Here is a 12,748-nt window from a genome sequence, read left to right on the forward strand (position 1 = left end):
TGGCGGCAACGGTGACCCCAACAGGGTGATCGTTGCCGCCACGTCAGCGCCGAGAGGAGACCCCGTCATGGGGCGCTACGTCATTCGACGGTTGCTCCAGTTCATCCCCACCGTGCTGGGCACCATGTTCCTCCTGCACTACATGACCTCGCTGGCGATCCAGTTCAGCGGGAACCCGGTCCGGGCGCTGTTCGGGGACCGGACGCCGGACCCTGCGCTGCTTCAGGCGATCACCGAGCGGCTCGGTTACGCCGACCCGTGTCTCGACCAGCGGGGCAACCCTTGCTTCGGGCTCTTCCTGGACCGCTTGCAGAACATCTTCTTCCACTTCGACTTCGGCATCAACCTGCGCCAGCGGGAGGTCACCGAACTGGTCGCCGATGCCATTCCGTTCACCTTGAAGCTGCTGGTCATCGCGATCGTGTTCGAGGCGGTCGTCGGTATCGCGGCGGGGGTGCTCGCCGGTCTTCGGGGCGGCAGCTTCACCGACTACATGGTGAAGATCAGCACGGTCTTCGTCATCTCGGTGCCGATCTTCGTGCTGGGCCTGGTGGTCCGGGAGTTCGTCGGGGTCAAGTTCGGCAACGTGCTGCGGGGCCAGGACTGGATTCCCGACCTGATCTCCGTCGGCGTCTTCACGCCTGGATTCAAGCCCGACTATCCGCTGGCCAGTCTCGTGATTCCGGGGATGGTGCTCGGCGCGGTCTCGCTCGCCACCACCGCCCGGCTGACCCGGACCAGCATCATGGAGAACATCCGGGCGGACTACGTCCGTACGGCCAAGGCCAAGGGTCTGACCAACAAGCGCGTCATCGGCGTGCACACGCTCCGCAACTCGCTGATCCCCGTGATCACCTTCCTCGGTGTCGACATCGGCGCCGCGATGGCCGGCGCGGTCGTCACCGAGACCATCTTCAACGTGCCGGGCATCGGCCGACTGGTGACGTTGTCGGCGCGTACCGGTGAGTCCTCGGTGGTGGTCGGCGTGGTGACCATGCTGGTGCTTGTCGTGCTTGTCGCCAACCTGCTTGTCGACCTGCTGTACGCCGTGCTCGACCCGAGGATCCGCTATGAGTGACCGAACCACGGTGGCGGACGCTTGTCTTCCCACCGTTCCTGGTGGCCGGGTGGAGCGAAACGAGGTGTGGACATGAGTGACCTGACGAGCGCGGGCGCCGCCGTCGGCGGTGCGCCGGTGGCCGGTGACGGCCCCACGACTGACGCGCCGGGCGGCAAGGAGCGCAGCGCGAGCCTGTGGGCGGACGCCCGGCGGCAGCTGCTGCGCGACCCGGTCTTCGTGATCGCCCTTCTGTACATCCTCGCGGTCGGTTCGATGGCGGCCTTCCCGAAGCTCTGGACCAGCCAGGACCCGCGGGCGTGCAGCACCGACCGGTCCCGGGTCTCGCCGAGCGGGGAGCACCCCTTCGGCTTCGACGTGCTGGGCTGTGACTATTACGCGCACGCGATCTACGGCGCCCGCCCGTCGATGGTGATCGCGGTGATGGCGACCAGCGGCATCGTGCTGTTCGGTGGGGTGCTCGGCCTGCTCGCCGGCTACTACGGCGGTTGGGTCGACGCGGTCATCTCCCGGGTGATGGACATCTTCTTCTCGCTGCCGTTCCTGCTCGGCGCGATCGTCTTCCTCACCGTGATCAAGCGGCAGAACATCTGGACCATCACCGCGGTGCTGTTCCTGCTGGCCTGGCCGACGATCGCCCGGATCATCCGGGGCAGCGTCATCTCGTCGAAGGACCTGGACTACGTGCACGCCGCGAAGGCGGTCGGCGCCCGCAACTCCCGGTTGATGTTCCGGCACATCCTGCCGAACGCGATCGCCCCGATGCTCGTGTACGCCACCATCGTGCTCGGCTCGTTCGTCGCAGCCGAGGCCACGTTGACCTTCCTCGGTGTCGGGCTCCAGCAGCCGGCGCAGTCCTGGGGCATCATGATCAGCACTCACCAGGTCTACTTCCTGGACGACCCGTGGCTGCTGCTCTTCCCCTGCGGTCTGTTGGTCGGCACGGTGCTGTCCTTCATCCTGATGGGTGACGCCCTGCGTGACGCCCTCGACCCGAAGTTCCGGTGAGTCCGATGAGCGAGTCTCAGCGAGCGAGTCATCAGCCCAGGGCGACGGTGCCTCACGAGGGCACGGAGCGAGCGGAGTGCCGGTATGAGCACTGATGTGAACGTCAAGATCGATGCGCTGGCGGGTGTCGACCCCGACGCGCTGCCGCTGCAGGTCAAGGACCTGCATGTGGAGTTCCGTACCCGCAACGGCATCGCCCACGCCGTCAACGGCGTGAGCTTCGACCTGCGGGCCGGCGAGACCCGGGCGATCCTCGGTGAGTCCGGCTGCGGCAAGAGCGTGACCGCTCAGGCGATCATGGGCATCCTGGACACCCCGCCCGGCTTCATCACCGGCGGCGAGATCCTCTACCGGGGTGTCGACCTGCTCAAGCTGCCGGAGTCGGAGCGCCGCAAGGTGCGCGCCAACCGGATCGCGATGATCTTCCAGGACGCGCTCTCCGCGTTGAACCCGGTCTTCACCGTCGGGTTCCAGCTCGCCGAGCTGTTCCGCAAGCACCGGGGCATGTCCCGGCAGGACGCCAAGGCCCGTGCCGTCGAGCTGTTGGACCTGGTGAAGATCCCGGCGGCCAAGCAGCGGGTGAACGACTACCCGCACCAGTTCTCGGGCGGTATGCGGCAGCGCGTCATGATCGCCATGGCGCTGGCGCTCGACCCCGAGGTGCTGATCGCGGATGAGCCGACCACCGCGCTGGACGTGACTGTGCAGGCGCAGATCATGGCGCTGCTCGCCGAGTTGCAGCGGGAACGGAACATGGGCCTGGTGCTGATCACCCACGACATGGGTGTGGTGGCCGACGTGGCGGACCAGATCTCGGTCATGTACGCCGGCCGGGTCATCGAGGAAGCCGGCGTGAACGACATCTACGCCAGCCCCGCCCACCCGTACACGAAGGGTCTGCTGGAGTCGATCCCGCGCCTGGACCTCAAGGGTCACGAGCTCAGCGCCATCAAGGGCCTGCCGCCGATGCTGACGAACATCCCACCGGGCTGCGCCTTCAACCCCCGGTGCCGGTACGCACAGGAGGTCTGTCGGCAGGATCCGGCGCCACCGCTGTACCAGGTGTCGCCGAGCCGGACGGCTGCCTGCCACTTCTGGAAGGAGGTCAAGGGCGATGAGTGATGTGGTGCTGGAAACCCGCGACCTGGTCAAGCACTTCCCGCTGACCCGGGGCATCGTCTTCAAGAAGCAGTACGGTGCGGTCCAGGCGGTCGACGGGGTCAACCTGCAGCTGCGGCGGGGCGAGACGCTCGGCATCGTCGGCGAGTCCGGCTGCGGCAAGTCGACGCTGGCCCGGATGCTCGTCGGGCTGGAGACGCCGACCTCCGGCGACCTGTTCGTGCAGGGCAAGAACATGTCGAAGGTCGGCGCCGAGGAGCGCCGTCGGGGGCGGCGCAACATCCAGCTGGTGATGCAGGACCCGTACACCTCGCTGAACCCGCGGATGACGGTCGGTGACATCATCGGCGAGCCGTTCGAGGTGCACCCGGACGTGGTGCCGAAGGGCAAGCGGCGGGCCAAGGTGCAGGAACTGCTGGATCTGGTCGGTCTCAACCCGGATCACATCACCCGGTACCCGCACCAGTTCTCCGGCGGCCAGCGGCAGCGCATCGGCATCGCCCGGGCGCTGGCGCTCAACCCGGAGATCATCCTGTGTGACGAGCCGGTCTCCGCGCTCGACGTCTCCATCCAGGCCCAGGTGATCAACCTGTTGGAGAAGCTCCAGGCGGAACTCGGGCTGTCGTACATCTTCATCGCCCACGACCTGTCGGTGGTCCGGCACATCGCCGACCGGGTCGCGGTCATGTACCTCGGGAAGATCATCGAGATCGGCACCGAGGACGAGATCTACGACAAGCCGACCCACCCGTACACGCAGGCGCTGCTGTCCGCGGTGCCGGTGCCGGATCCGAAGCTGCGCGGGCTCCGGGATCAGATCGTGCTGACCGGTGACGTGCCGTCGCCGGCCAACCCGCCGTCCGGCTGTCGGTTCCGTACCCGGTGCTGGAAGGCCCAGGACATCTGCGCCGAGCAGCAGCCGACGCTTGAGGTCCGGGACAAGTCGGGCCACCCGAGCGCCTGCCACTTCGCCGAGGTACGCGACGTGGTGCACGCGTCGGAGTAGCCCCACAGACGCCGCCGGCTTCCGTCCATCCGCAGCGGGAGCGGCGGTGAAGGTAGTGCCTCCTCAGTGATCGGGGCGTCGGCCGTCACCAGCAGCCGGCGCCCCGGTCCACACCCGCACCCGGACGGATCAGAGGGGGCCGCGGCCGGCTCGGAGGAGCAGCAGGGCGAGTTGGGTGCCGTCCGCGCCGAGGGCGGCCCGGAACCGCTCCAGGATCTCCTGCTCGCGGGAGAGGACGAGCCGGGTGCCGCCCGAGGCCATCCGGGTCGCACCGACGTCTCGGGAGAGCGCTGCCCGCTCCTGCCACAACTCGATGAGTGAGCTGTCGATCTCGTCGATCCGTACCCGGATCTCGGCGATCCGGCTGGCGGCGTCCGGCTCGGTGGTGCCGGTGGCCGGGACGCTCCCCGCTGGACCTGTGGAACCGGCCCCGTTCGAGATCGCGCCGGACCCGTTCGCGCCGCCGTTCTGCTCCATCACGTCTGTCATCTTCGGGTACCTCTCGCGGTGTGGTGCCCGGTGCCCGGATCCCGGGACGCGAAAAGCCCCGGGCTTCGAGAGCCCGGGGCTTTTCGTAGGTCTGATCGATCAGGCGCGACCTACGGCTGCCGGACTCCCGGAGCCGTAGTAAAAGTAGAAGCGCGTGTCGAACACGCCGTCGAGTATGCCGCCGCACCGGGCCGGCGCGCAAGGAAACGCCGAAGAAAGCCGTCGTCCGCTCACCTGTCGGGAAGAACCGCCCTCCCGACGGTGCTGCGTGGTCACGGCATCGGGCGGTGCCGTCAGCGGGGGATGTCCGGGCGGCGGCATAGACTCGCCGTGCGATGCATCCTCTCTTCGACATCCCCGCGTCCCCGCCCGAGCCCGAGCCTGCCCGGGCGCTGCCGCCCCATCGGCCGGTGCCCGGCCGCCTCGATCCGGCGCAGCTGGTGGAGGGACTCAACGGCCCGCAACGGGACGCGGTCACCCACGCGGGCTCGCCGCTGCTGATCGTGGCCGGTGCCGGCTCCGGCAAGACCCGGGTGCTGACCCACCGGATCGCCTACCTGCTCGCCGCGCGGGATGTGCATCCCGGCGAGATCATCGCGATCACCTTCACCAACAAGGCCGCCGGTGAGATGAAGGACCGGGTCACCGCCCTGGTCGGCCCCCGGGCCCGGCTGATGTGGGTCTCCACGTTCCACTCCGCCTGTGTGCGGATCCTGCGGGCCGAGCACGAGCAGGCCGGTCTGAAGTCCACCTTCTCGATCTACGACGCGGACGACTCACGCCGGCTGATGCAGCTCGTCGCCCGCGAGCTCGACCTGGATCCGAAGCGCTATCCGGCGCGCGGCCTCGCCGCCCAGGTGTCCAACCTGAAGAACGAGCTGGTCGACCCGGAGATGTTCGCCGCGCGGGCCAGTGGGCCAAACGAACGGGCCCTCGCCGAGGCGTACGCCCTCTATCAGCGGCGGCTGCGTGAGGCACATGCGCTCGACTTCGACGACCTGATCATGACGACGGTGCACCTGCTCCAGTCGCATCCGCACGTCGCGGAGAGCTACCGCCGCCGTTTCCGGCACGTGCTCGTCGACGAGTACCAGGACACCAACCACGCGCAGTACGTCCTGATCAAGGAGCTGGTCTCCGGCACGGAGGGTCTCGCCCCGGCGGAGCTGTGCGTGGTCGGCGACGCGGACCAGTCGATCTACGCCTTCCGGGGCGCGACGATCCGCAACATCCTGGAGTTCGAGCGCGACTTCACCGACGCCCGCACCATCCTGCTGGAGCAGAACTACCGTTCCACCCAGACCATCCTGAACGCGGCGAACGCGGTGATCGACCGCAACACGTCCCGCAAGCCGAAGCGGTTGTGGAGCGACGCCGGTGCGGGTGAACCGATCGTCGCGTACGTCGCCGACACCGAGCACGCCGAGGCGGACTGGGTGGCCCGGGAGATCGACAGGTTGGTCGACGACGGGGAGACCCGGCCGGGCGACGTGGCGGTCTTCTACCGCACCAACGCGCAGTCCCGGGTCTTCGAGGAGGTGTTCATCCGCCTCGGCCTGCCGTACAAGGTCGTCGGCGGGGTGCGCTTCTACGAGCGCAAGGAGGTCCGGGACGCACTGGCCTACCTGCGTTCGGTGGTCAACGACGACGACACGGTCAGCCTGCGTCGGATCCTCAACACCCCGCGTCGGGGGATCGGCGACCGCGCCGAGGCATGTGTGGAGGCGCTGGCCAGTCGGGACCGGATCTCCTTCGGCGCGGCGTTGCGCCGGGCCGGAGACGCGCCCGGCATCTCGACCCGGGCGGCGAACGGCATCGCCGACTTCGTGGCACTGCTCGACGCGGCCCGCGAGCTGGCCGTCGACGGTACCCCGGAAGAGGTCCTGGAGGCGGTGCTGACCCGCTCGGGCTACCTGACCGAGCTGGAGGAGAGCCTCGACCCGCAGGACGCGGGCCGGGTCGACAACCTCCAGGAGTTGGTGAGCGTCGCCCGCGAGTACACCGAGCGGATCGAGGCGACCGGCGCGGAGGGGGAACGGGCCACCCTGGCCGGCTTCCTGGAACAGGTCGCCCTCGTCGCCGACGCCGACCAGGTGCCCACCGACGATCCCGAGCATCAGGGCGTGGTCACCCTGATGACCCTGCACACCGCCAAGGGCCTGGAGTTCCCCGTGGTGTTCCTGACCGGCCTGGAGGACGGCGTCTTCCCGCACCTGCGCTCGCTCGGGGACACCCGGGAGTTGGAGGAGGAGCGTCGGCTCGCGTACGTCGGCATCACCCGGGCCCGGCAGCGGCTCTACCTCTCCCGGGCGGTGACCCGGTCGGCGTGGGGCCAGCCGTCCTACAACCCGCCGTCCCGCTTCGTCGAGGAGCTACCGCCCGAGCTGGTCCGCTGGGAGCGGACCGAAGGCTCGTACACCTCGTGGGGCGGCGGTGGCGGCGGCGTGGGGGGCCGCGCGGACCGGGCACCCGGCGGGCGTGGCGGCTTCGCCGGCGGTACGCCTCGGGCGGTTCAGCTGGCCCGCAAGCTCGGGGTGGACGGCAGCCGGCTGGCCACCGCCAGCGAGCTGCCGCAGGGGCCGAAGGTGTCCGCCGGGGACCGGGTGAACCACCAGCGGTACGGCCTCGGCCGGGTGGTGGCCGTGGAGGGGCACGGCCCGGGCGCCCGGGCGCAGATCGACTTCGGCGACCAGACGCTGTGGCTGGTGCTGCGACACGCCCCGATCGAGAAGATCTGACCAGGGCCCAGGAGGTCAGCAGGCCACGTCGATGCCCCGGGCGCGCAGGAACGGCGCGGGGTCGATCTGGTTCCACATCTGGCCCTGGTGCACCTCGAAGTGCAGATGCGGGCCGGTGGAGTCGCCCGTGGAGCCCTCCAGGCCGATCGTCTGCCCGGTGCCTACCTGCTCGCCCACGCTCACCCTGGCGGTACTCAGGTGGGCGTAGTGGGTCAGGTAGCCGTTGCCGTGGTCGATGACCACTGAGATGCCGTACCCGTCGCCCGCGTCGCCGGCCTTGGTCACGGTGCCACGGAAGGCGGCGCGCACCGGGGTGCCGGCGGGCATGGCGAAGTCGATGCCGGCGTGCAGGGTGCCCCAGCGGGGCCCGTAGCAGGAGGTGATAGCCCCGCCGGCCATCGGGATGACCCAGGACGACTTCGGCTTCGCGCTCTTCTTCGGCTTCGCCGTGGCGGTGGCGGTCCGGCGGGGTTTCGGCTTCGGGCTGGGCTTCCCGGTGGGACTGGCGCTCGCGGTCGGGCTCGTGGTCGGGCTCGGCGACGGGCTGCCCAGGGTGGCAGGCTGCCGGGCCGAGCGGTCGGCCCGCTCGGCGGCTGCGGCCCGGTCCTGGGTGTCCAGGGCGACCGGGCTGGTGGTCGGCTGGTCGTCGCGGTCGGTCATGACGACACCGGCGACGCCGAGCCCCACCAGGGCGACCGCACCGACCGCCAGGAGACGAGAGCGCCGGCTCAGCGTTCGCCGGTGGCGGGCCGGGGTGTGGGGGATGCTGCGGGTCGTGGTGGGGTTGTCGTCAGGCACGGGTACGGACCTCACTGGTTTCGAGTGGTACGTGACCTCGAAATCCTGGTGTCGGTCCGCCCGGCGCCGGGTACCGGGGGTGCGGGCGGCGGGTGAGGTGGTCGGTGCCGCTGTCCACCTCTGGGCGCGGCTGTCCTCGACTGCCCGATGCTGGCTCGACCACCTGTTGTGTCGCCAGTCACACTCTCGCCTGTGAGCTGGGACACTTACGTCACCGGCCCGGAAAGCGAAACCGCCCGGATCGATCGATCCGGGCGGTCAACGGGCGTCACGGCCGGTCAGGACGCGGCTACCTCGCTGTAGATTGCTTCGACTTGTAGCTTGATGTCCACTCCGCGCTCCTGCAGCCACGGCACCGGGTCGAGCGGCTCGCCCTTGACATGGATCTCCAGGTGCAGGTGGGAGCCGTAGGAGTGGCCCGTGTTGCCGACCAGTCCGAGCTGGTCTCCGGCCTTCACCTGCTGCCCCTCGCGCACGTTGAGCGCGGAGGAGTGGCCGTAGATGGCCTCGCTGCCGTCGGCGTGCTGGACGATCACCGCGTGCCCGTAGCCGCCGAACCAGCCGGCCTTGGTGACGGTGCCCTCGTGGATGGCGACGTACGGCGTGCCCTCCGGCGCCACCAGGTCGACGCCGGTGTGCAGCTTGCCCCAGCGAATGCCGTAGGGGGAGTTGAAGTCGTAGCCCTGGAGGGGCAGCAGCCAGACGCCGTTCTCCTCGGCGCTCTCCGGGCCGTTGCGGCTGTCCCGGGAGGCCCGGTCGGCGGCGTCGGCCCGCTCGGCCGCGCCCTGGTTGCTTATCGACGCCTGCTTCAGCTCGTCGAGCACCGACGGGCTGACGCTCTTGGCGTCCGGCATGGCGTTGGCCCCAAGTGCCACCACACCGGCACCGACGAAGGCGGTGGTGACAACCGCGGCGTAGCGGCTGCGTGGGGGGTGGGTACGCGGCGGCGGCCGCGATATCGATCGGGCTCAGACGACAGGCGCTGGCGCACGCACACCCTCCGTTGTCGGGGTTCCGATGCGGATAGCCGTCGTCCGGATCTGATGACCGTGCGTCGGCTGTTCGCGTCGTCACCCGTCCGTAGACCTGATGACAACCGTGGACACGGTAGCCAACCGTCAGTCCTGTCACAAGCCGGAGCGCCGAATTGCTTGCAACGTTCTGTCCGTTTCCGTCCGAGATTGTCATGGCTCGGGGGTGTGGTGGGGTGTCCTCGTTATCCTCCGTTCGTCGCACACCGTGACCGTTCGGCGGAGTCGTCCCGCTTGACGCGCCGGGTGTCGGGTCGTACCTCTGCGTGAGGTGATTGTGGTGCCTGCGTGAGGGGCGGGGGATGCCGTGCCGACGCCGACGCCGAACGTCGTCTGCCGCTCGTCCTGCCGGCCCCGGTTCCCCGGCCCCGGTCGGGCGGGTTACCGTTCGTTCAGGTGATTGCCGCTGAGCCGGTGAAAGGGATGCCCAGATGAGCTCTCGTGTTCGGGTCGTCGTCGCCAAGCCGGGCCTGGACGGCCACGACCGTGGTGCCAAGGTGGTGGCGCGCGCCCTGCGCGACGCCGGCATGGAGGTCATCTACACCGGCCTGCACCAGACCCCGGAGCAGATCGTGGAGACCGCGATCCAGGAGGACGCCGACGCCGTCGGTCTCTCGGTGCTCTCCGGGGCGCACATGACGTTGTTCCGCCGGGTCCTGGAGCTGCTCGACGAGCGGGACGCCCGGGACATCGTGGTCTTCGGTGGCGGCATCATCCCGGAGGCCGACCTGCCGGAGCTGGAGCGGCTCGGCGTTGCCAAGATCTTCACGCCGGGTGCGACCACCACGTCCATCGTGGAGTGGGTCCGGGACAACGTCGCCCAGCCGGTGGCCTGAGCACACCAGCCGGTGTGCCTGAGCACAGGGGAGGGGCCGGACGCACCCCTCACACGTCCGGCCCCTCTATGCACGATGCCCCGCCGCCACCCCTCGACCGACAGGGCATCGGCCGTTTCCGTCCTTGCGCTTTCCAGCGCTCCGACACCTGACTCAACGATGCCCTTCCTGCGGGGTTACGCGGGACCGCCGAGAACCGTCCTCCGTCCGGCAAGATCGCTCGAACGGGTGACGTCGCCCGGCCCGTTGCCCTGATCGGTGCCCCGTCGGTGACCCACCGTCAGCCGGGTTGTGCATTACCGCACACCGCGCACCCGCTCGGTTGCCGGATGTGCCGGCATCGCTAGGCTGCGCCCAATGAACCCTTTCCGACCTCCCCTTGCGGGCCGGACCGTCAGGTCGGCTGCGGCGCGTGGTTGCGGTGGCGAGGGTTCGACGGCCCGCGTCAACTTCAACTGATGTCGGGCATCGCACTGTTTTCTTTCCATACGCTGGTGGCGGCGCGACGGTGCGCCGCAGAGACGGGACGGGACGCGCAATCGTGGACCTGTACGAGTACCAGGGGCGGGACCTGTTCGAGCGGCACGGGCTTCCCGTGCTCGCCGGCGGCGTCGCCACGACCCCGGAGGAGGCCCGCGCGATCGCCGAACGCCTCGGCGGCCGGGTGGTCGTCAAGGCACAGGTGAAGGTCGGCGGACGAGGCAAGGCGGGCGGCGTCAAGCTGGCCGAGGGCGCGGAGGAGACGGTGGCCCGCGCCACCGACATCCTCGGCATGGACATCAAGGGTCACACCGTCCACAAGGTCATGATCACCGTGACCGCGGACGTGGCCGAGGAGTACTACTTCTCGTACCTGCTCGATCGGGCGAACCGTACGTTCCTCTGCATCGCCAGTGTCGCCGGCGGCATGGACATCGAGCAGGTCGCCGCCGAGACCCCGGAAAAGGTCGTCAAGGCACCCATCGACGCCGTCAAGGGCGTGGACGAGGCGAAGGCGCGGGAGATCGTCGACGCGGCCAACTTCCCGGCCGAGGTCGCCGACCAGGTCGTCGAGGTCGCGGTCGGCCTGTGGCAGGCGTTCGTCGCCGAGGACGCCACCCTGGTCGAGGTGAACCCGCTGGCCAAGACCGCCGAGGGCAAGCTGCTGCTGCTGGACGCCAAGGTCTCGCTCGACGAGAACGCCGGCTTCCGGCACCCGGACCACGAGGCGCTCGTCGACCAGGCGACGGTGGACCCCCTGGAGCAGGCGGCCAAGGAGAAGGACCTCAACTACGTCAAGCTCGACGGCGAGGTCGGGATCATCGGCAACGGTGCGGGCCTGGTCATGTCGACCCTCGACGTGGTCGCCTACGCCGGTGAGCGGCACGGCAACGTCAAGCCGGCGAACTTCCTCGACATCGGCGGCGGCGCGAGCGCCGCGGTCATGGCCAACGGTCTGGAGATCGTGCTCTCCGACCCGTCGGTCAAGAGCGTCTTCGTCAACGTCTTCGGCGGCATCACCGCCTGCGACGCGGTCGCCAACGGCATCGTGCAGGCGTTGGAACTGCTGGAGCAGCGCGGCGAGCAGGTCACCAAGCCGCTCGTCGTCCGCCTCGACGGCAACAACGCCGAAGCCGGTCGGGCGATCCTCGACGGCGCGAACAACCCGTTGATCGAGCGGGTCGACACCATGGACGGCGCGGCCGAGCGGGCCGCCGAGCTGGCGGCTGCGGGGGTCTGACACATGGCTATCTGGCTGACCAAGGACTCGAAGGTCATCGTTCAGGGGATGACCGGTTCCGAGGGTTCCAAGCACACCCGCCGGATGCTCGCCGCCGGCACGAACGTGGTGGGCGGTGTCAACCCGCGCAAGGCGGGCACCACCGTCGACTTCGACGGCACCGAACTGCCGGTCTTCGCCAGCGTCGCGGACGCGATGAAGGACACCGGCGCGGATGTCACTGTCATCTTCGTACCGCCGCAGTTCACCAAGGGCGCGGTCATCGAGGCGATCGACGCCGAGATCCCGCTGGCCGTGGTGATCACCGAGGGGGTGCCGGTGCACGACACCGCCGCCTTCTGGGCGTACAACGTGGCCAAGGGCGAGCGGACCCGGATCATCGGCCCGAACTGCCCCGGCATCGCCTCGCCGGGCTCCTCGAACGCCGGCATCATCCCGGCGGACATCACCGGCAGCGGCCGGATCGGTCTGGTCAGCAAGAGCGGCACGCTGACCTACCAGATGATGTACGAGCTGCGGGACATCGGCTTCTCGACATGTGTCGGCATTGGCGGTGACCCGATCATCGGGACGACCCACATCGACGCGCTGGCCGCGTTCGAGGCCGACCCGGACACCGACGCCATCGTCATGATCGGTGAGATCGGTGGGGACGCCGAGGAGCGGGCGGCCGAGTTCATCAAGGCCAACGTGCGCAAGCCGGTGGTCGGCTACATCGCCGGTTTCACCGCCCCGCCCGGCAAGACCATGGGGCACGCCGGTGCGATCATCTCCGGCTCGGCGGGCACCGCCGACGCGAAGAAGGCGGCGCTGGAGGCGGTCGGTGTGAAGGTCGGCAAGACGCCGACCGAGACGGCCAACCTGATGCGCGAGATCATGTCCGCTGGCTGAGCGGAAACACCCGCTGAGGGGCCGGCCTGTCGGT

Annotated in this window: 10 protein-coding genes and 1 pseudogene; 8 read left to right on the forward strand and 3 right to left on the reverse strand. The window is 69.3% G+C overall.

What is annotated here, in order from left to right; genetic code table 11:
• Nucleotides 1-67: 67 nt before the first annotated feature.
• From CLT74_RS26000 to CLT74_RS26015, 4 genes are all read left to right on the forward strand, one after another.
• Nucleotides 68-1,078 carry an ABC transporter permease gene (locus CLT74_RS26000; RefSeq protein WP_099849755.1) on the forward strand — a complete coding sequence of 337 codons (1,011 nt, stop codon included), beginning with the start codon at nucleotides 68-70 and terminating at the stop codon, nucleotides 1,076-1,078.
• Nucleotides 1,079-1,150: 72 nt separating this feature from the next.
• Complete coding sequence (locus tag CLT74_RS26005; protein ID WP_099852948.1) at nucleotides 1,151-2,086, forward strand: ABC transporter permease; 936 nt, start codon at nucleotides 1,151-1,153, stop codon at nucleotides 2,084-2,086.
• An 84-nt stretch (nucleotides 2,087-2,170) separates the two neighbouring features.
• On the forward strand, nucleotides 2,171-3,208 hold the full coding sequence (locus tag CLT74_RS26010; protein WP_099849756.1) for an ABC transporter ATP-binding protein: 1,038 nt from the start codon (nucleotides 2,171-2,173) through the stop codon (nucleotides 3,206-3,208).
• Entirely contained in the window at nucleotides 3,201-4,211 is a 1,011-nt protein-coding gene (locus tag CLT74_RS26015) for a dipeptide ABC transporter ATP-binding protein (protein ID WP_099849758.1), read from the forward strand. Before CLT74_RS26010 ends, CLT74_RS26015 begins: the two co-directional genes overlap by 8 nt.
• A 129-nt stretch (nucleotides 4,212-4,340) precedes the next feature.
• Here CLT74_RS26015 and CLT74_RS26020 read toward each other — a convergent pair whose 3' ends face one another.
• The gene (locus CLT74_RS26020) at nucleotides 4,341-4,700 is read right to left on the reverse strand and encodes a chorismate mutase (RefSeq protein ID WP_486582574.1); all 360 of its coding nucleotides are present in this window, start codon (nucleotides 4,698-4,700) and stop codon (nucleotides 4,341-4,343) included.
• A 335-nt stretch (nucleotides 4,701-5,035) separates the two neighbouring features.
• Between CLT74_RS26020 and pcrA the strand changes: the two genes are divergently transcribed.
• On the forward strand, nucleotides 5,036-7,438 hold the full coding sequence (gene pcrA, locus CLT74_RS26025) for a DNA helicase PcrA (RefSeq protein WP_099849762.1): 2,403 nt from the start codon (nucleotides 5,036-5,038) through the stop codon (nucleotides 7,436-7,438).
• Nucleotides 7,439-7,453: 15 nt separating this feature from the next.
• Here the strand turns inward: pcrA and CLT74_RS26030 are convergent, their stop codons facing one another.
• Together CLT74_RS26030 and CLT74_RS26035 are read right to left on the reverse strand one after the other, a co-directional pair.
• Nucleotides 7,454-8,236, reverse strand: a complete 783-nt coding sequence (locus tag CLT74_RS26030; RefSeq protein ID WP_099849764.1) for a M23 family metallopeptidase — start codon at nucleotides 8,234-8,236, stop codon at nucleotides 7,454-7,456.
• 278 nt (nucleotides 8,237-8,514) lie between these two features.
• Nucleotides 8,515-9,227 (reverse strand): annotated as a pseudogene (locus tag CLT74_RS26035) (M23 family metallopeptidase).
• Between the two features lie 471 nt (nucleotides 9,228-9,698).
• On the opposite strand from CLT74_RS26035, the gene icmB reads away from it, so the two are divergent.
• The 3 genes from icmB to sucD all read left to right on the forward strand — a co-directional run bounded on the left by icmB (nucleotide 9,699) and on the right by sucD (nucleotide 12,714).
• Nucleotides 9,699-10,103, forward strand: a complete 405-nt coding sequence (gene icmB, locus CLT74_RS26040) for a coenzyme B12-dependent isobutyryl CoA mutase small subunit (RefSeq protein WP_099849768.1) — start codon at nucleotides 9,699-9,701, stop codon at nucleotides 10,101-10,103.
• 541 nt (nucleotides 10,104-10,644) lie between these two features.
• Entirely contained in the window at nucleotides 10,645-11,823 is a 1,179-nt protein-coding gene (gene sucC / locus CLT74_RS26045; protein WP_099849770.1) for an ADP-forming succinate--CoA ligase subunit beta, read from the forward strand.
• Nucleotides 11,824-11,826: 3 nt separating this feature from the next.
• Nucleotides 11,827-12,714 carry a succinate--CoA ligase subunit alpha gene (gene sucD / locus CLT74_RS26050; RefSeq protein WP_099849772.1) on the forward strand — a complete coding sequence of 296 codons (888 nt, stop codon included), beginning with the start codon at nucleotides 11,827-11,829 and terminating at the stop codon, nucleotides 12,712-12,714.
• Nucleotides 12,715-12,748 lie beyond the last annotated feature (34 nt).

It is taken from the genome of Verrucosispora sp. CNZ293 (assembly GCF_002754655.1).

Excerpts from the sequence above, each read along its gene's own strand:
- CLT74_RS26000 (WP_099849755.1), top strand. The coding sequence starts at position 68 with ATGGGGCGCTACGTCATTCGACGGTTGCTCCAGTTCATCCCCACCGTG.
- CLT74_RS26005 (WP_099852948.1), top strand. The coding sequence starts at position 1,151 with ATGAGTGACCTGACGAGCGCGGGCGCCGCCGTCGGCGGTGCGCCGGTG.
- CLT74_RS26010 (WP_099849756.1), top strand. The coding sequence starts at position 2,171 with ATGAGCACTGATGTGAACGTCAAGATCGATGCGCTGGCGGGTGTCGAC.
- CLT74_RS26015 (WP_099849758.1), top strand. The coding sequence starts at position 3,201 with ATGAGTGATGTGGTGCTGGAAACCCGCGACCTGGTCAAGCACTTCCCG.
- CLT74_RS26020 (WP_486582574.1), bottom strand. The coding sequence starts at position 4,700 with ATGACAGACGTGATGGAGCAGAACGGCGGCGCGAACGGGTCCGGCGCG.
- pcrA (WP_099849762.1), top strand. The coding sequence starts at position 5,036 with ATGCATCCTCTCTTCGACATCCCCGCGTCCCCGCCCGAGCCCGAGCCT.
- icmB (WP_099849768.1), top strand. The coding sequence starts at position 9,699 with ATGAGCTCTCGTGTTCGGGTCGTCGTCGCCAAGCCGGGCCTGGACGGC.
- sucD (WP_099849772.1), top strand. The coding sequence starts at position 11,827 with ATGGCTATCTGGCTGACCAAGGACTCGAAGGTCATCGTTCAGGGGATG.